The organism is Tenacibaculum aestuarii (genome assembly GCF_964510395.1).
Taxonomy (GTDB): Bacteria; Bacteroidota; Bacteroidia; order Flavobacteriales; family Flavobacteriaceae; genus Polaribacter; species Polaribacter aestuarii.
Window position 1 is genome coordinate 1 of the sequence record NZ_CAZEFY010000001.1, and the last position, 17,397, is coordinate 17,397.

Genomic DNA, 17,397 nt, shown 5'->3' on the forward strand with positions numbered 1-17,397 from the left:
CGAATAAAAATAACGCTAATGATTTTAAATAACTGTTATAAATTCATTTTGTACATTTCAACTTTTTATTTAAAAGTATGTATATGAGTGATTCATGGTTTGTAATTGTAAATCCAGTTGCGGGAAGAGGTAATTTTTATAAGATATGGAATACTATTCAACATGAATTAACTACTCAAAATATCTCCTTTAAATATGCACAAACAACGCATACTAAACATGAAATAACGTTAATTCAAAATGCTATTAATGAAGGATTTAAAAAAATTATTTCAGTAGGTGGTGATGGTACTTTACATCATATTATTAATGGTATAATGACTCAAAAAACCATTGATAGTCAAGAAATTACAGTAGCTGTTATTCCGTTAGGAACAGGAAATGATTGGATTAAAACCTATAATATTTCAAAAAATATAAAAGAAGCTATTAGTTATATTCAACAAGAAAAAACGATACATCAAGATATTGGTTATTTAGAGTTAAAAAACACCTCTTCTTACTTTTTTAATGTAGCAGGAATAGGTTATGACGGATATGTTGTTAATAAGTTGAATAAACTAAAAAGATTCGGACCTATTGCTTACTTATTAAGCGGAATAGCCGGCTTGTTACTTTATAAAAAAACTGAATTTACTATAGAAGTTAACAATCAAATTATTGAAACTAAATGCTTGATGACCTTATTTGGAATTTGTAAGTTTTCTGGAGGAGGAATGCAATTAACTGATTATAAAGATAGTAGTAATGGTTTATTTGATATTACCATTGCTAAAAACTTCTCATTAATAGATTTTTTATTGAATATTCAAAAGTTGTACAACGGAAAAATAGTAGAACATAAAAAGGTAGAAACACACCTATCAAACTCATTGTTAATAACTCCAACAAATACTACAGATGTACCTTATATTGAGGCAGATGGAGAGTTAATAGGTCAGGGCTCAGTAAAAGTAACAATGTTTAAAAAAGCTATTAAAATCGTTATTCCGTAAAAAAGTTAAAAAAAACTTAAGAAAATTGTAACATATCTTAAATTTATACGTCTTTATAATAAAATAAAGTCGTTATAAATGAAAAGCTTACGTAAAATAATAGCACTATTTATTTTCATATTTATCACAGGAATTATCGTTACTGTAGTAAGCATTAATACGACTTTAAACGAAAAAAATCCTAAAGAAGTAGTAAAAGCAAAAGACTCTGTTTACCTTATAAAAGCTGCTAAAAAAGCCGTTTAATCGCAGGGCGATAGTCAAATAATCTTCAATTACACTTATCAGTACTTATAAACAATAGTAGCTTACACAGCTTAATTTTCGGAATTTTACCCTACAAAAACGAGAAAGGGAATAATTTCTTCTCCCAGCTTTATTTCAATCAAAAGAAACTTAACAAAGCTTTCTAAGTAAAGAATCACAAATACGTAATAACAAAATTAATCTTCAGAAAAGCAAAATCTAGAATTAAAAAAAACCTGTTATCAACATATAATATTATTAATAAAAAAGATTTTTAAAATTTAAAAAAAGAAATGATTGTTATTATAGCGTGTTAATATGTGGAATAAAAAGTGGATTTTATTTTTGGTGAAGTGACTTATTAAAATAAGTAAACAAGTTATTAGCTAAATAAAATCTTTAAAATCAATTATAAAATAGAGTTATTAACAAAAGTTATAAACAGCAATTCACTAATTTTTATGAATAGTTAATTTATTTTTAAATGTAAAAAAAGGGTTAATTTTATGTTGATAAATGTTCATTAAAATCTCAAAAAAAAAGTTGCATAATTAATTCTTGTTCTTGTATTGTAAAAAATATTTAGAAAATCAAATTTTCTTTTCAGAATATACTATTAGTTCTTAACAATTAGATAATATAGTTTAACCCCTTAATTTTAAAGAGGTTATTAAGAATACTAAAAAAAGCATTGTTAATTACTGTTGATAACCGTGAATAACTGTATTTTTGTAACTCACAACTGAATTAAAATCAACAAATTATGACAATCGCTGTAGGAAATGACCATGCAGGTACCGAGTATAAGTTTGAAATTATTAAACTTTTAGAAGAATTAGGACATAAAGTAATCAACTTTGGTACCAATGATACTGATAGTATGGATTACCCAGATACCATTCACCCAACTGCAGAAGCTGTAGAGACAGGACAAGCAGAAATGGGAATTATTTTATGTGGAAGTGGTAACGGAGCGCAAATGACCGCTAACAAGCACCAAGGAGTACGTGCCGCTTTATGTTGGAATAATGAATTGGTAGAATTAACACGTCAGCACAACGACGCTAATATCTTAACGATTCCAGCTCGTTTTGTATCGTTACAACAGGCTTTAGGTTTTGTAAAAATATTTTTATCTACTGAATTTGAAGGTGGACGTCACGCTAATAGAGTAGAAAAAATAGCTTGCTGTTAATGAATATTACGATTAAAACATTTCAAGAATTAACAACTTCAGAACTGTATGAGCTTTTGCAATTACGTTCTGAAGTTTTTGTTGTTGAACAAGATTGTGTATACCAAGATATTGATGGAAAAGATTTAAAAGCATTGCATGTTTTAGGTGAAAAAGAAGGAAAAATAGTTGGATATACACGATTATTTAACAGCGGTGAATATTTTAATACCCCTAGTATTGGTAGGGTTGTAGTAAAGGAAAGTGAACGTAAATATGGTTATGGTCACGATTTGATAAAAGCATCTATCAAAGCTATTGTTGATAACTATAATGAAACTACAATTACCATTTCTGCACAAACCTATTTACAGAAATTCTATGAATCTCACGGATTTAAACAAATAGGAGAAGGGTATTTAGAGGATGGTATTCCACATATAAGAATGGTAAAAATTTGATAATGAGAATAAGTAATTTTTTAACCAATTTGGGTGAAATATCACTTAACTTTCAGAGTGATGAAGAGGTTAAAATAATTACTAGTGAATTAGGTTATAATCTTTTATCAAATTCATTTAAAATAGAAATTATTGAATTTTATGACGTTAAAAATTGGTTGGATGAACTAAAGAAAGAGGAATTCAATCAATTTAAAGTAGAAAAGACTATAGGTTGGATTTTTAAAATACATAAGTTAAACGATGCAAAAAAAACATTGAGTTTTGATTGCATTTTAAGTCCTAATAACTCAAAGGTAACTTCTGAACCAGACACCGGTGAACACTTAGATTCAGTATGGATAGATGATGAAAAAAATGTAGTAAGTATAGGTACTGAAGATGGAGAAATAATGAAAATTAGGGCAAAAAATAATGATTGGATGCCTAATCGACTTAAAGATAACTTAGGAATTGTAAAGTCAGGATTTTTTTTAAGTAAAAGATATGTGGAAAAATCTATCACTAAAATATTACCATTTGGTTTAAAAACTGAAGTTCCTCAATTATTTAAGGATGAAAACTTATATTTTCATTATCTAATAGCTACAAATAAATTAAAGAAAAATTATGATCATCCTGATGAGTATAGTATTGCAACTCATCTAGCTGTAGATTATTCAAAAAGAATATTAATTGAAAAGTTAAATTTGAAAGATCATTTTTAATGATTAAATCAATTCCTCAACTTCTCTAACTTCGCCGACTTGCATATTTCCTAGTAGAATATCACCCACACGAACACGTACCAAACGAAGTGTAGGAAAACCAACAGCTGAAGTCATTTTACGTACTTGCCTAAATTTACCTTCGGTTAAAGTAACTGAAATCCAGGGAGTAGGACCGTGACGAGCATCGCGAATTTTTTTAGAACGTTCTGGTAAATCAGGAGTGTCAATTAACTCAACTTTACAAGGTTGAGTCATATATTTTTTTCCATCAAAACCAATTTCAACACCGTTTTGTAATTGTTCAATAGCTTCCGCAGTAATAGCCCCATCTAACTGAACATAATATTCTTTTTCAACTCCACCTTTGGTAGTAATAAAATCGCTTACTTTTCCGTCTGTAGTCAATAATAATAAACCTTCCGATTTTACATCTAATCTACCAACAGCCATTGTTTTTTCAGGAAAATCATACAATTCTCCCAACAATTTGTGTTTACCTCCTTTTATTTGATTGGTTATAAATTGGGAAAGAAAACCGTAAGGTTTGTAAATAATAAAGTGATGATGCTCTGACATCTGTTATTTTTAAGGAGTACAATATTACAAAATGTAACATAAAAAAGATGGGGAATTAAAGTTAGTTTTTCATAACTTAGCCATTCTTATATATTAAAATAATTAGCACGATTTATGGCAGCAGATAAAGAAAAAGAAGCGAAATTAAAAGCGCTTCAACTTACACTAGATAAGCTAGATAAGACCTATGGAAAAGGAACGGTAATGAAGTTAGGCGATAGCCAAGTAGAAGATGTAGATGCTATTTCATCGGGTTCTTTAGGCTTAGATTTAGCTTTAGGAGTTGGAGGTTATCCACGAGGAAGAATTATTGAAATTTACGGACCAGAATCATCGGGTAAAACAACCTTAACAATACATGCAATTGCTGAAGCTCAAAAAGCAGGAGGTATTGCTGCTTTTATTGATGCAGAACATGCTTTCGACCGTTTTTATGCTGAAAGTTTAGGAGTAGATGTTGATAACTTGATTATCTCTCAACCAGATCACGGAGAGCAAGCTTTAGAAATTGCTGATAATTTAATTCGTTCAGGAGCTATTGATATTGTAGTGATTGACTCTGTTGCTGCCTTAACACCAAAATCTGAGATTGAAGGTGAAATGGGGGATTCTAAAATGGGATTACATGCACGTTTAATGTCGCAAGCCTTACGTAAGTTAACAGGAACAATTAGTAAAACTAACTGTACGGTATTTTTCATTAACCAATTACGTGAAAAAATTGGTGTAATGTTCGGTAACCCTGAAACTACAACGGGTGGTAACGCATTAAAATTCTATGCATCGGTTCGTTTAGATATTCGTAAGAGAACTCAAATTAAAGATGGTGATAAGGTAATTGGTAACAGTACCAAGGTTAAAATTGTAAAAAATAAAGTGGCTCCACCATTCCAACAAGCAGAATTTGATATTATGTATGGAGAAGGAATCTCAAAAGTTGGTGAGGTTTTAGATATTGGTGTAGAGTACGGAATTATAAAGAAAAGCGGTTCTTGGTTTAGTTACGGAGACACAAAATTAGGTCAGGGTAGAGATGCTGTAAAAGGTGTTATTAAAGACAATCCTGAATTAATGGACGAACTAGAAAATAAAATTAAAGAAGCTATTGAAAATCAAGAATAAGTAATTTAAATTCAAAGTTCAAACTATTACTATTTAAAAAGCTGTTCTTGTTAAAGAACAGCTTTTTTTTTATAAAAAATAAATATGATTAAGATATCTAATAGCATACAAATCAAAGAAATACAAGTAGTAGATTTCAAAATTCTTAATACTTTAATGAATGATGTATATAAAGATGCTTATAAAGATTTTTGGAAAGATGGAGGTGATTGGTATCTACAAAATCAATTTTCAAAAAGTAATTTAGAAAAAGAACTATCAGAAGATAAAACAAGCTATTATTTTGTTCTTTTTAATGCAGAAATAGTGGGAATTTTTAGAATCTTATGGGATAAAAAACTCTTAAGACTAGAGAATAAAAAGTCATTGAAACTCCATCGAATTTATTTACATAAAAATACTCAAGGTAAAGGAATTGGTAAGCAATTATTAGCTTGGTTAGAAGAAGAAGCCATTAAAAAACAATATGAAATGATATGGTTAGATACTATGGATGAAAAACCGCAAGCTTTTGAATTTTATAAAAAGTTAGGATACCAATATCATTCACATTGTTTTTTAGACTTTGAATTATTATTTGACAATGTTCGAAAAATGAGTCAAGTATATAAAGTATTGTAAATTACTATTGTTTGTAGGGAGGTATTTGTATTACCAAACGTTCAATTTCCTTGACAATTTCTAACCTATTTTTTGAAGACAACTCAAAATATAAGTTTTCCCAATTACCTTTGTAATCTATTTTTTTAGTCTTAGGATTTTTAACTTTAGTAAGATTTATAACTCTAAGATAAAAAAGACCGTTAAGGTCATTTTCTGGTCTAAAATCTAAATCAATTGCTCTCATAAGTTGGTAATTAGTTAGATGCAATAAAGAACTTGAGTCCAAATAATGCATAAAACCTTCGGAAGGATCTACTTCATAAAATAAATTCCATTCTACTTTCCAACCAGAAGTAATACGTAAGGGTTGTAAATTAGGTTCTTCCATTATACTCCTGTACTTCCAAAACCACCAGCACCACGTTCTGTTTCATCTAAAACAGCTACTTCTTGCCAGTTTACACGCTCATGTTTTGCAATGACTAATTGGGCAATACGCTCACCATCATTTACAATAAACTCTTCATTAGATAAGTTCACTAAAATAACTCCAATTTCACCACGGTAATCTGCATCAACAGTCCCTGGAGAATTTAATACGGTAATTCCTTTTTTAGCTGCAAGTCCACTACGAGGACGAACTTGGGCTTCATATCCAACAGGAAGCGCAATAAATAATCCAGTTTTTATAATAGCTCTTTCTAAAGGTTTTAAAATAATTGCTTCGTCTATATTAGCGCGTAAATCCATTCCTGCAGACCCTTCGGTTTCATATGTAGGAGTTTGATGTTTGGACTTGTTTATAATTTGTACGTTCATATGTTTCAATAATTTTTAAAATTCAAATATAATAAGGTTTAAGATTAGAGAGTAGTTTATAGATTTCTTAATTTTGTACTACAAACAAATACTACTTATGAACAATCAAACTAAAATAGCTGTATTAGGAGGAGGAAGTTGGGCAACTGCTATTGTTAAAATGTTATCAGAAAATTTAGAAACTATTGGTTGGTATATGCGTAGTGTGTATGCAATTGAACATATTAAACGCAACAAACACAACCCTAACTATTTAAGTTCTGCAGAACTGCATCCAGAGCAACTCGATTTGTCTGATGATATGAATTATATTGTTGAAAATTACGACGTGTTAATTTTTGCAATTCCATCAGCATTTTTAAACAAAGAGTTAGAAAAATTGACTGTTTCGTTAGAAAATAAAGTTGTGTTTTCTGCAATTAAAGGTATTGTTCCAGAATCTGGGTTGATCGTAGGAGAACATTTCCACACAACATATAATGTTCCGTATGAAAGTATAGGAGTTATTTCTGGACCTTGTCATGCCGAAGAAGTGGCAATGGAACGTTTATCATATTTAACATTGGCTTGTCAAGACCAAGAACAGGCTAAAGAGTTAAGTAAATCGATAGCAGGTCGTTATATAAAAACAAAAATTTCCGACGATATTATAGGTACTGAATATGCAGCAATGCTAAAAAATATTTATGCTATTGCCGCAGGAATAGCTCATGGTTTAGGCTATGGAGATAATTTTCAAGCAGTATTAATGAGTAATGCAATTCGTGAAATGAAACGCTTTATTAAAAAGGTTCATAAAATGAAGCGAAATATTAACAATTCGGCATATTTAGGTGATTTGTTAGTTACAGGATATTCTACATTTAGTAGAAATAGAATGTTTGGAAATATGATAGGTAAAGGCTATACGGTAAAATCTGCTATGTTAGAAATGAGTATGGTTGCAGAAGGATATTATGCCACTAAAAGCGCATATCAAATTAATCAAAATAACGGTGCAAAAACTCCAATTATAAACGCTGTATATAATGTCTTATATGACAAAAAAGAAGCGAAAGATGAGTTTTTAAAGTTAACAAATAGATTAGATTAGTTGTTTGCATTTGTACAAATAATCCTTCTTAAAATGAATTAAGAAGCCCCATCAATCGCTTCTATAATTGAGTTGTTTGTAGGTTTTGTATATAAAAATAATAACAAAGTTAATTTAAAAATCTGATTAGTAAATATTTTTGTTAAATTTTTGATGAAAAATAAGTAATGGTATAAAATTACTGATTATTATATTTTTATTACTTTTAGTTTAAAACTAAACAATTATGAAAACAATTCAAGAAGCTGTTGAAATTACCATCAGAAAAACGCCTTTTATAGAAGAGGCTTTAAATGAAAAGTTAATTAATGTATCTTCATTGGCAAGAGAAATCTTACCTGAAGTTTCAAAGCTTTTAAAGAAAGATGTAAAAGTTGGTGCGGTAATGATGGCAATAAATAGGCTATCACCAGCGAATGAATTGAGAGTTCGTAAAAATATTAAACGACTAGCATTAAATTTAGGTGATGTAATTGTACGTTCTGATTTGTGTGATTTTACATTTAAAAATACCACTTCATTACTAAAAGAAATTGCTAAAATTTTAAGCAAGTCTGCTGATAGTAATGACTATTTTTTAACTGTTTCACAAGGAATTTTTGAAACCAACATTGTTACCAGTAAAAATTTACAACCGTATGTTGAAGAAATTTTTAAGAAAGAAACATTAATTAACAATGTGAACGACTTAGCATCAATCACGTTAAAGCTTCCAAAAGAAAATTTAGATCAATCAGGAATTTATTACTTTATTTTAAAGCAATTTGCTTGGGCAAATATTGCTGTTCAAGAGGTAATATCTACAACTCATGAAATGACTATTGTAGTAAAAGAACGCGATGTAAATGAAACTTTTGCCATTTTAATGGATTTGAAATTAAATTAATCCATGGAAAAAAAAGACCCCTACGCTTCTCTCAGAATTAAAGAGTTTAATATTTTTCTTTTAGTTCGCTTTGCTTTGGTATTTGCTTGGTCTATGCAATTTATCATTATCGAGTGGCAAGTGTATAGTATTACAAAAAATCCGTTATCATTAGGTATTATTGGGTTGATGGAAGTAATTCCTGCAGTATCCATGGCATTGTTTGCAGGGCATATTGTTGATCAAAAAGAGAAACGGAACTTGCTTGCTTTGTGTATCGGATTGTTTTCGCTCATAAGTTTAGGTTTATTCTTTTTAACTCTACCTAGTTTTGTTGAAGGATGGGAACAAAAAACTATTCTATATGCTATTTATGCATTGGTGTTTTTTGGAGGATTGTTACGCTCGTTTTTCGGACCAACGATTTTCTCATTAATAGCTCTAATTGTTCCAAAAAAATTATATCCTAATGCGGCAACATGGAGTAGTTCTACATGGCAAATAGCTTCGGTATTAGGTCCCGCTTTTGCAGGTTTAACCATTTCTTGGATTGGTGTACATTGGTCGTTGTGTATTGTTTTCGGACTGGTTTCTATATCATTTTTAACAGTATTCTTTATCAAAAAGAAACCAATTTTAAATCCAAAGATTGGCGAACCTGTCATGAAAAGTTTAAAAGAAGGAGTGCGTTTTGTGTATAAAACAAAAGCGATTTTAGGAGCCATTACTTTAGATATGATTTCAGTATTATTTGGTGGAGCTGTAGCCTTGTTACCTGTATACGCACAAGATATTTTAAAAGTTGGTCCTGAAGGATTTGGGGTTTTACGTGCTGCACCTGCTGTAGGTGCGTTTTTAACGATGTTAATAACTGCTTACATACCTATCAGTAAAAATGCCGGAATGAAGCTTTTAGCGGCTATTTTTGGCTTTGGAGTTTGTATCATTGTTTTTGGATTATCTTCTGTTTTCTGGATTTCAATCGTAGCATTGTTTTTTAGTGGAGTTACCGACGGGGTTTCAATGGTTATTCGTCAAACCATTTTACAATTAAAAACACCTGATCACATGCGTGGTAGAGTGGCCTCGGTAAATTCAATGTTTGTTGGGTCTTCCAACGAGTTAGGCGCTTTTGAAAGTGGTGTAACTGCTAAATTAATGGGAACCGTAACTGCTGTAGTTTTTGGTGGAACCATGACTTTAATTACGGTAGTAACTACTGGAATAGTAAATCCAACACTTCGAAAATTAGACTTGACAAAAGATTTGGAAGAGCATGAAAAAATAGAGTAGTAATAGTTTTTATTTACATAAAATAGAAAACCCCAGAAACTTAGTTTCTGGGGTTTTAGTATGATTGTTTCAACTATCAATAAATCAATTACGACATATCAAAATAGTTGATTTTTGTAATCTTTTTTGTTGTTTGATCGAAGTCGATATTTATAAAAACATCACAACTATCACATTCGGCATATAAAATACTTTTATCACCATTTCTGCCAGTACTAAAATCAATAGTTCCTAATTTACTAATAGGATCTCCCACAGTCACTGTAATACCTTTTATAGTAAAACTAGCTTCACTATTTAAAACATCAAACGACTCAATGTAAGGTTTTCTTCCAGAAGTAGAAAAATCGATTTTTAATCCATTGAATTTATAGTAATAGTAAAACCCATTATCTTCATAAGAATTAGAAGTACCTAAAAGGGATTCTATCTTAGCTTGTTTTCCAAGGGTTTTTTTTAAATCACCTAAGGTGATATTATTAATTTTAATATTATTAAAATCAGAATTTGAAATAATATTAGTTTGGCTTTTTACTATAAAACTGGTTAATAAAAAGAATACGACTACAACTTGTTTCATGCTACTTAAAATTAATTGTACCAACCTTTTTTTGGGTAGGGGTTATGGAGCGCCAAATATATAATTCTAAGATAATTTAGAAGGTAAGAAACTAGTTAAATTTTATTGTTAAGCTTATCTTTTCTTCCAGCTCTTTTTCGTGCAATAATGTTGTTTCATCATTCCAATTAAAGCGTTTGGCAAACTCTTGTACTACAAAGTTTTTATGGATATCAACACTAGGTTTATCAAAAAACAAACGCCCCGTTCTTCTCATAAAAAAGTCGGTAGGAGTACAAGTCATTTCGTGTTTTGTAGTAAACCAAATTTCAGCTTGTAATAAGCGTCTTTCAAGGTTTTCTTCCTCTAATTCATCAAATTTATCTAAAATAAGTTCAGTTTGTTTTCCGTAGTTATGCACTAAATAGTTAGCATCTTTTTCAGTGAAACCAAACGGTTTTATACGTTTATAAATCTGATTGCCATATAATTTTACCGATTTGTAGTTTTGAAATGGTCCACCAGCTAATACAATTTCTTCCGTTTGAATAGGGTCGAAATCTACCTCAAAACGGCGTTTCATTTTTTTAGCAACGATATCTACAATACGTTCAGCCATTTTTCGGTAGCCTGTTAATTTTCCTCCTGCAATAGAGATTAACTTCGTGTCAGATACAAAAATTTCATCCTTACGAGATAATTCTGAAGCTGATTTTCCTTCTTCGTGAATTAAGGGGCGTAATCCTGCCCATGAAGATTGTATATCATCTATTGTTAAATGAATATCGGGAAACATATTGTTAACCGCTTCAATCAAATACAAAGCATCTACCATTGAGGTTTCTACTGAATCTTTGTCTTGTTGATAATTGGTATCGGTAGTTCCAAAATAGGTTACTTTTCCACGAGGAATAGCAAACATCATACGACCATCAGGAATATCAAAATAAACGGATTGTTTTACAGGTAATTTTTCATGTGGAACCACTAAATGCACTCCTTTGGTTAAGTGTAAACGTTTTCCAATTTTAGAGTTATTTATTTGACGTAATTCATCTACCCAAGGTCCAGCAGCATTTACAACATATTTCGACTTGATATCGTAGCTTTCTTTGGTAAAAACATCGGTTACTTTAGCACCTACTACACGTTTATTTTCATAAATAAATTCATCTGCACACGTATAGTTGAGTATTTGAGCATCGTATTGACTGGCTGTTTTTAACACTTCAATAGTTAAGCGCGCATCATCGGTACGATATTCAGCATAAAAACCTGCTCCGTTTAAAATGTTTTCTGGTAACAAAGGTTCTTTTTCTAACGCTTCGTTTTTGGTAAGCATTTTACGTTTATCATCGCCTTCAACAGAAGCCAACACATCGTAAACTTTTAATCCGATAGAGGTTAACCACGAACCGTAGGTTCCGCCTTCAATAAGTGGTAAAATCATCTTTTCAGGAACCACCAAATGAGGTGCCAATTTATGAACAATGGCACGCTCGGTACCTACTTCTTTTACCAACCAAAAATCGAATTGTTTAAGGTATCGCAATCCACCATGGATAAGTTTGGTTGATTTACTAGAAGTACCAGAAGCGAAATCATTTTTTTCAATAAGGGCAACTTTCATACCTCGAGAAGCCGCATCTAAAGCAATACCCGCTCCAGTTATTCCGCCACCAATTACTAAAATATCGAACTCAGTTGTTTGTAATTCTTGCTGAATATTAGCTCGGTTAAAAAAAGAAAAATTGTTCATAGATGTTTTTTATCTACCAAAAGTAAGAATAAAAAGAACTGAAAAAGAATAAAAAAGTAGTTGAAAACTTTTAGGTATAAAGGATTTACTTATGAACTCCTTTTTTCCAATTAAGATCTGCTTGTTTTTTTAATTTCTCAGGGTTTTCTTTTAACCATAATTTTAATGTATTGGTACCCCAAGAGTTATAGAAGAGATATAGTTTACCGTCCCTAATTTCGAAGGTTTTAGGATCAATACTTACTTTCTCACCTGTTTTTCCAATAGCATAAGCACAATAACCTCCATATTGTGGAATGTATTTGGTTGGATTCTCTTTGAACAAGGTTAAATTTTTTTCCGAAGAAAACTTAAGTTTTACTCCGTCATAGCTGGTTTGATATATTTTATCTCCTTCAAGAGGTTTGTTGTTGAAATACGAAACAACATCATAACCTTCAGCAACATATCCTTTTTTAAGGTAATATTCTGTTTTTTGAGAGAATAAAGCACTTGAAATGATAAGGAAAAGAAGTGTAATGGTATTTTTCATCGTCTATGAATTTTAAAAGTAGTCGATAAAAAACAACAGTAATTACAGTTGTGAATTATTTAATAGTGGTTAAGTGTGTTTAATTTTTATAATGTAAGATGAAAATTACAAAACCATTAAATTACACCCGCGAATATCAGAATTATCAAAACGCCCGATAATTTCAAAACTATTGTCTTGGTATACTTTTCCTAAATCTTGTGTAGCAATAAAGGAGCAAGAATTGTAGTTTGCTAAATCAATGACATTAATTCCACCAGATTTTCCCTTTGGCAAAATAGTCAAAGCATCTTCAGTATCACGAGTTAAAATTTGCATCCAAGGCGGACAGTTAAAAACACCATTTCCTTTTGAATATCCTTGGCTTAACAATTCTGTCATTCCATATTCAGAATGAATATTTTTTACTCCAAATCCGTTACTTAAAATCGTGTGTAACTCGTTACGAATAAGTTCTTTTCTTCTTCCTTTCATCCCACCAGTTTCCATAATAATAGTATTAGAAAGGTTGAATTCATATTGCTCAATTAAATCTAACAAAGCAAATGAAACTCCAATTAAAAGTACTTTTTTTCCTTGGGTATCTAGGAACTTAAGCTTTTGAGCTAACTCATCAAGATTGTTGAGGTAGAACCCGCTTTCAGGATGTTGAGAACGCTTGATTAAATCATCAACCATGTATATTAAAGAAGACCCCTTTCGCTCTAAATAATTTGGCAACAAAGCCAATACTACATAATCTTCGATGTTTCCGTAAAAATGTTCAAAACCTTTTAGATAGCTGGTTTCGTACCATGATAAATCGGTAACTAAATGTTTACTAGTTGTACTTCCCGTTGTTCCTGAACTGGTAAAAGTTTCTTGAATTTCATCGGTTGATGAAAGTACTTCGCGAGTTTTAAAAAACTGAATAGGTAAAAACGGAATTTGCTCTACAGTATGTACATCAGAAGGATGAACATAGATTAAATCGCAAAAAGAGCGATATACTTTGTTATTAGCAAATTGATGCTTAAAAACTTGTAGTGCTGTATTCGTGAAATCTTCAGTAGATTGTATGTTAAAAACGGTACTTTTCATAAACTTTCACAAAAATACAAGTATTCCACGCAACCTTTTTAATTTTTTTTCATCTAGTACATAGATCAGTAAAATTAAAATATAAATAATGAAAAAAATTTTGATTCTTTTTTTGAGTGTGTTTACGTTTTATTCTTGTTTGGATGATGACGGATCAAATTTTAGATATGAGTTTTTAAAGATTGATAGTGCGGAAACTCCAGAGAGTTTTATCTTCGGTGAGGTAGATACCATAAAAATTAAGTATACACTACCTAATGGTTGTTATGCTTTTGATGGATTGTATTACCAAAGGGTTGATACCACCAGAATAGTTGCTGGTACAGCTATAGTTAATCTTGATGGTGCATGTACTGAAGATATTAGACAGGAAGAATATGCTTTTACTGTTGAAGCAACACAAGTAGAAGATTACGTTTTCAAGTTTTGGAAAGGTAAAAATGAAGAAGGAGAAGATGTATACGAAGAAGTGGTAATTCCAGTAAATTTGTAGCATCAATTTAGAGAAACTCATACAAGAATGCTGTCGTCAAAATATAGCAGCTCAAGCTCAAGTTTATCAGTTATTTTCTGGTAAACTTTTTGCGCTTTGTTTAAAGTATTCTCGAAATTATCAAGATGCAGAAGATACACTGCAAGATAGCTTCTTAACTATTTTTAAAAAGATATGTCAATATAATAATCAAGGGTCTTTTGAAGGATGGATGAAACGAATAACTATAAATACAGCTTTACAGAAATACAGAGAGAAATCACCTTTACAATTACTAACAGATGGGGTGAGTGAAGAATTTGAAGAAGAAGTTGTATTAGAAACAGAAAGTGTAAATGTTGATATATTATTAAAGTTAATTCAAGATTTACCAGATAGGTATCGATTAGTTTTTAACTTATATGTCTTAGATAATTATTCGCATAAAGAAATAGCATCATTATTAAATATTACTGAAGGAACGTCAAAATCTAATTTATCAAGAGCACGACAATTATTAAAAAAAGAGGTAGAAGTGTATCAAGCAACAGCGCAAAAGGCATAAATGATGGAAGAAAAAAACATCGATAGACTATTTCAAGAAAAACTTAAGGATTTGGAGGTTACTCCAAACGAAAGAGTATGGAATGCTATTGAAGAAAAACTACAAAAAAAGAAAAAACATCGTGTTTTTCCTATTTGGTGGTTTTCAGGGGGGGTTGCTGCAGTATTTGTTTTAGGGCTTTTATTGTATCCTTATATTGACAACCAAGACAATTTAGAAAAAATAGACCCAGTAATTGTTGAATCAGAATCATCAAAACCTGAAGAAAATATAAAAGATGAACTGAAGGATGATATTTTATTAACTGAATCAATAAAAGAAAATTCACACGAAATAGTTGTAATAAAAGAAGAAACGAAAAAGAAAAGAATATTGAAAGAAAAGCTTCACGAGAATGAAGTTTTAACCGCTAATCATGTTGTGAAGGTTAGCCAAAAAGAGTTGCAAGGAAAAGATAGCAACAACATGGCAAGTAAAGTAGTTGAAGGGGCTTTACTAGCAAAAAATGATGTTGTGAAAGAAGAGCAACCTACTGGCAAGCTTGAAAATAGCTTGCCAGTTTTTAAAAAGAAAGAAAACACTTTTTTGAAAAAAGAAAATGATACGATTAATCAAGTTCTAAAACCTAAAAAAGATTTTTTAGCAGTTGTTGACAAAAATGAAGAGGAAACTAAAGAAAAGCCTAAAACGAAGTCTTGGTCTGTTTCACCTACAGTAGCAGTTTTAAACTCTAATTCATTTTCAGAATCATCTCCAATAGATGCAAGTTTATCAAATTCAACAAAAGGAAATACAAGCTATTCGTATGGAGTTCAAGTAGCATATCAACTAAATAAAAAATGGACAATTCAATCAGGAATTCATTTACAAGAAATGGGTTATTCTAATACTAATGTAGCTGTTAACCCTGTAAAATCAAGTAGTTCAAATGTAGTTTTTAGCTCAGGTGAAAGTTATGCATTAAGTGATACCTCTCAAACAAATTTTAGTACAAGTTCAGTATCTATAAGTTCAGGAAGCCTTGATGGAGAGTTAAATCAAAAATATGGATATGTAGAAGTTCCAGTACAAATAAAATACAATTTCTTAGAAGGGAAAAAGATTAAAACAGAATTAGTAGTTGGTTTTAGCTCGTTGTTTTTAAATAAAAATGATGTAACTCTTAATACCACGAATTTTTCTACTTCAGGCGAAGCCAATAACTTAAACTCGATTAATTTTAGTGGAAACTTAGGAATCGATTTAAATTATCAACTAGGTAATAGATGGTCTATAAATATTAATCCAATGCTAAAAACCCAGTTAAATACATTTAAAAATGATTCAAATGGGTTTCAGCCTTATTTTATAGGTGTGTATACAGGTTTAAGTTACCAGTTTTAATCGTTATAAATCTTAATAATTAAATCACCTTTATCATTCATTGAAGCTCTGTACATTCCAGCAGTGTTAAATTCAAAAGACATATTACCATTTTTATCTAAGGCAACTACACCACCTGTTCCACCAAGCTTGGTTAATTTATTTTGAATAACATCTTTGGTTGCCTCTTTCAATGTTTTTTGTTGATACTCCATTTGTGCAGAAATATCATAGGCTACTTGAGTACGTATAAAATATTCACCCCAACCAGTTGAAGAAACCCCACAGGTATTATTATTAGCGTAGGTACCAGAACCAATAATAGGAGAATCTCCAATTCGTCCCCAACGTTTGTTTGTCATACCACCCGTAGAAGTACCCGCAGTAATATTTCCCTCTTTATCTAAAGCAACACAACCAACTGTACCATATTTACTGTTTTTAATATCAGTGTCATAAAAGGCTGCTTTTTTATCGTCATGGTCTAATTCCGTTTTTTCTTTGTCTTTAATTCGTTGTAAAGATTTGAAACGATTTTCGGTATAAAAATAACTTGGATCTACAATTTCTAACCCTTGTTCTTTCGCAAATTGAGAAGCACCAGCCCCTGAAAGCATCACATGATCAGAGTTCGTCATTACTGTTCTAGCAGCTTCAATAGGGCTTTTTATATCTTTTACACCTGCAACAGCACCAGCATTCAAGGTTTTTCCATCCATAAAAGATGCATCTAACTCGTTAGTTTCTTCATGAGTAAAAACAGCTCCTTTTCCAGCATTAAATAAGGGAGATTCTTCCATTACCTGAATAGTTTTTACAACAGCATCTCCACTAGAACCTCCATTTTTTAAAATTTCATACCCAGTTCTTACAGCTTCTTCTAATTTAGCTTTATAAGCAGCTTCTTTTTCAGGAGTCATGTTTTTTTTCAGAATTGTACCAGCCCCACCATGAATAATAATTGCAAACTCGTTTGTAGGAGTATTATTTAGCTCTTTTGAAGTTGTTTTAGTTTTATTACAAGAAAACAGTAGGAAGGTTAAAGTAAGGCAGAAGAAAATATTTTTCATGATTTTGTTAATTTTTAAACAAACAGAGTTGTTTTTGTTTA

General features: G+C 30.8%; 21 protein-coding genes. 13 read left to right on the forward strand and 8 right to left on the reverse strand.

Annotated features, from left to right (window positions below; translation table 11 throughout):
* The first annotated feature begins 83 nt into the window (after positions 1-83).
* The 5 genes from ACKTSU_RS00005 to ACKTSU_RS00025 all read left to right on the forward strand — a co-directional run bounded on the left by ACKTSU_RS00005 (position 84) and on the right by ACKTSU_RS00025 (position 3,583).
* The gene (locus tag ACKTSU_RS00005) at positions 84-995 is read left to right on the forward strand and encodes a diacylglycerol/lipid kinase family protein (protein WP_408034278.1); all 912 of its coding nucleotides are present in this window, start codon (positions 84-86) and stop codon (positions 993-995) included.
* Positions 996-1,073: 78 nt separating this feature from the next.
* Positions 1,074-1,241, forward strand: a complete 168-nt coding sequence (locus ACKTSU_RS00010) for a hypothetical protein (RefSeq protein ID WP_408034280.1) — start codon at positions 1,074-1,076, stop codon at positions 1,239-1,241.
* A 763-nt stretch (positions 1,242-2,004) separates the two neighbouring features.
* Complete coding sequence (rpiB, locus tag ACKTSU_RS00015) at positions 2,005-2,436, forward strand: ribose 5-phosphate isomerase B (RefSeq protein ID WP_274634092.1); 432 nt, start codon at positions 2,005-2,007, stop codon at positions 2,434-2,436.
* The gene (locus ACKTSU_RS00020; RefSeq protein WP_408034282.1) at positions 2,436-2,876 is read left to right on the forward strand and encodes a GNAT family N-acetyltransferase; all 441 of its coding nucleotides are present in this window, start codon (positions 2,436-2,438) and stop codon (positions 2,874-2,876) included. The genes rpiB and ACKTSU_RS00020 overlap by 1 nt, the downstream gene beginning before the upstream one ends.
* A gap of 2 nt (positions 2,877-2,878) precedes the next feature.
* Entirely contained in the window at positions 2,879-3,583 is a 705-nt protein-coding gene (locus tag ACKTSU_RS00025; protein WP_408034284.1) for a hypothetical protein, read from the forward strand.
* Between the two features lie 3 nt (positions 3,584-3,586).
* On the opposite strand, the gene ACKTSU_RS00030 is transcribed toward ACKTSU_RS00025, so the two are convergent.
* The gene (locus ACKTSU_RS00030; RefSeq protein ID WP_408034286.1) at positions 3,587-4,162 is read right to left on the reverse strand and encodes a pseudouridine synthase; all 576 of its coding nucleotides are present in this window, start codon (positions 4,160-4,162) and stop codon (positions 3,587-3,589) included.
* A 114-nt stretch (positions 4,163-4,276) separates the two neighbouring features.
* On the opposite strand from ACKTSU_RS00030, the gene recA reads away from it, so the two are divergent.
* On the forward strand, positions 4,277-5,284 hold the full coding sequence (gene recA, locus ACKTSU_RS00035) for a recombinase RecA (protein WP_028891613.1): 1,008 nt from the start codon (positions 4,277-4,279) through the stop codon (positions 5,282-5,284).
* A gap of 84 nt (positions 5,285-5,368) precedes the next feature.
* Positions 5,369-5,905 carry a GNAT family N-acetyltransferase gene (locus tag ACKTSU_RS00040; protein ID WP_408034288.1) on the forward strand — a complete coding sequence of 179 codons (537 nt, stop codon included), beginning with the start codon at positions 5,369-5,371 and terminating at the stop codon, positions 5,903-5,905.
* A 4-nt stretch (positions 5,906-5,909) separates the two neighbouring features.
* Here ACKTSU_RS00040 and ACKTSU_RS00045 read toward each other — a convergent pair whose 3' ends face one another.
* Together ACKTSU_RS00045 and dut are read right to left on the reverse strand one after the other, a co-directional pair.
* Complete coding sequence (locus ACKTSU_RS00045; RefSeq protein WP_408034290.1) at positions 5,910-6,275, reverse strand: hypothetical protein; 366 nt, start codon at positions 6,273-6,275, stop codon at positions 5,910-5,912.
* On the reverse strand, positions 6,275-6,706 hold the full coding sequence (dut, locus tag ACKTSU_RS00050) for a dUTP diphosphatase (protein ID WP_408034292.1): 432 nt from the start codon (positions 6,704-6,706) through the stop codon (positions 6,275-6,277). The genes ACKTSU_RS00045 and dut overlap by 1 nt, the downstream gene beginning before the upstream one ends.
* A 97-nt stretch (positions 6,707-6,803) precedes the next feature.
* On the opposite strand from dut, the gene ACKTSU_RS00055 reads away from it, so the two are divergent.
* From ACKTSU_RS00055 to ACKTSU_RS00065, 3 genes are all read left to right on the forward strand, one after another.
* Positions 6,804-7,799 (forward strand): NAD(P)H-dependent glycerol-3-phosphate dehydrogenase, encoded by a 996-nt coding sequence (locus ACKTSU_RS00055; protein ID WP_408034294.1) that lies wholly within the window; start codon positions 6,804-6,806, stop codon positions 7,797-7,799.
* Between the two features lie 226 nt (positions 7,800-8,025).
* On the forward strand, positions 8,026-8,685 hold the full coding sequence (locus ACKTSU_RS00060; RefSeq protein ID WP_408034296.1) for a hypothetical protein: 660 nt from the start codon (positions 8,026-8,028) through the stop codon (positions 8,683-8,685).
* Positions 8,686-8,688: 3 nt separating this feature from the next.
* Positions 8,689-9,957: an MFS transporter gene (locus ACKTSU_RS00065; protein WP_408034297.1), complete on the forward strand. Its 1,269-nt coding sequence runs from the start codon at positions 8,689-8,691 to the stop codon at positions 9,955-9,957.
* An 88-nt stretch (positions 9,958-10,045) separates the two neighbouring features.
* Here the strand turns inward: ACKTSU_RS00065 and ACKTSU_RS00070 are convergent, their stop codons facing one another.
* The 4 genes from ACKTSU_RS00070 to ACKTSU_RS00085 all read right to left on the reverse strand — a co-directional run bounded on the left by ACKTSU_RS00070 (position 10,046) and on the right by ACKTSU_RS00085 (position 13,887).
* Complete coding sequence (locus ACKTSU_RS00070) at positions 10,046-10,537, reverse strand: hypothetical protein (RefSeq protein WP_408034299.1); 492 nt, start codon at positions 10,535-10,537, stop codon at positions 10,046-10,048.
* Positions 10,538-10,628: 91 nt separating this feature from the next.
* Entirely contained in the window at positions 10,629-12,275 is a 1,647-nt protein-coding gene (locus ACKTSU_RS00075; RefSeq protein WP_408034300.1) for a glycerol-3-phosphate dehydrogenase/oxidase, read from the reverse strand.
* A gap of 85 nt (positions 12,276-12,360) precedes the next feature.
* Entirely contained in the window at positions 12,361-12,807 is a 447-nt protein-coding gene (locus ACKTSU_RS00080) for a YHS domain-containing (seleno)protein (protein WP_408034302.1), read from the reverse strand.
* Positions 12,808-12,912: 105 nt separating this feature from the next.
* Positions 12,913-13,887, reverse strand: a complete 975-nt coding sequence (locus ACKTSU_RS00085) for a LuxE/PaaK family acyltransferase (protein WP_408034303.1) — start codon at positions 13,885-13,887, stop codon at positions 12,913-12,915.
* A gap of 88 nt (positions 13,888-13,975) precedes the next feature.
* Between ACKTSU_RS00085 and ACKTSU_RS00090 the strand changes: the two genes are divergently transcribed.
* Genes ACKTSU_RS00090 through ACKTSU_RS00100 form a run of 3 tightly spaced genes read left to right on the forward strand, consistent with a single transcriptional unit; the run spans position 13,976 to position 16,307 of the window.
* Entirely contained in the window at positions 13,976-14,380 is a 405-nt protein-coding gene (locus ACKTSU_RS00090; RefSeq protein WP_408034305.1) for a hypothetical protein, read from the forward strand.
* Between the two features lie 43 nt (positions 14,381-14,423).
* Positions 14,424-14,924, forward strand: coding sequence for an RNA polymerase sigma factor (locus ACKTSU_RS00095; protein WP_408035313.1), 501 nt, complete (start codon positions 14,424-14,426; stop codon positions 14,922-14,924).
* Complete coding sequence (locus ACKTSU_RS00100; RefSeq protein ID WP_408034306.1) at positions 14,925-16,307, forward strand: outer membrane beta-barrel protein; 1,383 nt, start codon at positions 14,925-14,927, stop codon at positions 16,305-16,307.
* Here the strand turns inward: ACKTSU_RS00100 and ACKTSU_RS00105 are convergent.
* The gene (locus ACKTSU_RS00105) at positions 16,304-17,356 is read right to left on the reverse strand and encodes an isoaspartyl peptidase/L-asparaginase family protein (RefSeq protein ID WP_408034307.1); all 1,053 of its coding nucleotides are present in this window, start codon (positions 17,354-17,356) and stop codon (positions 16,304-16,306) included. The two genes, ACKTSU_RS00100 and ACKTSU_RS00105, sit on opposite strands and share 4 nt — an antisense overlap.
* Positions 17,357-17,397: the final 41 nt, after the last annotated feature.

What these genes read in the sequence shown, in the direction of transcription:
- ACKTSU_RS00010 (WP_408034280.1), top strand. Translation starts at nt 1,074, where the DNA reads ATGAAAAGCTTACGTAAAATAATAGCACTATTTATTTTCATATTTATC.
- ACKTSU_RS00025 (WP_408034284.1), top strand. Translation starts at nt 2,879, where the DNA reads ATGAGAATAAGTAATTTTTTAACCAATTTGGGTGAAATATCACTTAAC.
- ACKTSU_RS00005 (WP_408034278.1), top strand. Translation starts at nt 84, where the DNA reads ATGAGTGATTCATGGTTTGTAATTGTAAATCCAGTTGCGGGAAGAGGT.
- ACKTSU_RS00085 (WP_408034303.1), bottom strand. Translation starts at nt 13,887, where the DNA reads ATGAAAAGTACCGTTTTTAACATACAATCTACTGAAGATTTCACGAAT.
- dut (WP_408034292.1), bottom strand. Translation starts at nt 6,706, where the DNA reads ATGAACGTACAAATTATAAACAAGTCCAAACATCAAACTCCTACATAT.
- recA (WP_028891613.1), top strand. Translation starts at nt 4,277, where the DNA reads ATGGCAGCAGATAAAGAAAAAGAAGCGAAATTAAAAGCGCTTCAACTT.
- ACKTSU_RS00075 (WP_408034300.1), bottom strand. Translation starts at nt 12,275, where the DNA reads ATGAACAATTTTTCTTTTTTTAACCGAGCTAATATTCAGCAAGAATTA.
- rpiB (WP_274634092.1), top strand. Translation starts at nt 2,005, where the DNA reads ATGACAATCGCTGTAGGAAATGACCATGCAGGTACCGAGTATAAGTTT.
- ACKTSU_RS00065 (WP_408034297.1), top strand. Translation starts at nt 8,689, where the DNA reads ATGGAAAAAAAAGACCCCTACGCTTCTCTCAGAATTAAAGAGTTTAAT.
- ACKTSU_RS00055 (WP_408034294.1), top strand. Translation starts at nt 6,804, where the DNA reads ATGAACAATCAAACTAAAATAGCTGTATTAGGAGGAGGAAGTTGGGCA.
- ACKTSU_RS00020 (WP_408034282.1), top strand. Translation starts at nt 2,436, where the DNA reads ATGAATATTACGATTAAAACATTTCAAGAATTAACAACTTCAGAACTG.
- ACKTSU_RS00080 (WP_408034302.1), bottom strand. Translation starts at nt 12,807, where the DNA reads ATGAAAAATACCATTACACTTCTTTTCCTTATCATTTCAAGTGCTTTA.
- ACKTSU_RS00105 (WP_408034307.1), bottom strand. Translation starts at nt 17,356, where the DNA reads ATGAAAAATATTTTCTTCTGCCTTACTTTAACCTTCCTACTGTTTTCT.
- ACKTSU_RS00070 (WP_408034299.1), bottom strand. Translation starts at nt 10,537, where the DNA reads ATGAAACAAGTTGTAGTCGTATTCTTTTTATTAACCAGTTTTATAGTA.
- ACKTSU_RS00030 (WP_408034286.1), bottom strand. Translation starts at nt 4,162, where the DNA reads ATGTCAGAGCATCATCACTTTATTATTTACAAACCTTACGGTTTTCTT.
- ACKTSU_RS00060 (WP_408034296.1), top strand. Translation starts at nt 8,026, where the DNA reads ATGAAAACAATTCAAGAAGCTGTTGAAATTACCATCAGAAAAACGCCT.
- ACKTSU_RS00040 (WP_408034288.1), top strand. Translation starts at nt 5,369, where the DNA reads ATGATTAAGATATCTAATAGCATACAAATCAAAGAAATACAAGTAGTA.
- ACKTSU_RS00045 (WP_408034290.1), bottom strand. Translation starts at nt 6,275, where the DNA reads ATGGAAGAACCTAATTTACAACCCTTACGTATTACTTCTGGTTGGAAA.
- ACKTSU_RS00090 (WP_408034305.1), top strand. Translation starts at nt 13,976, where the DNA reads ATGAAAAAAATTTTGATTCTTTTTTTGAGTGTGTTTACGTTTTATTCT.
- ACKTSU_RS00100 (WP_408034306.1), top strand. Translation starts at nt 14,925, where the DNA reads ATGATGGAAGAAAAAAACATCGATAGACTATTTCAAGAAAAACTTAAG.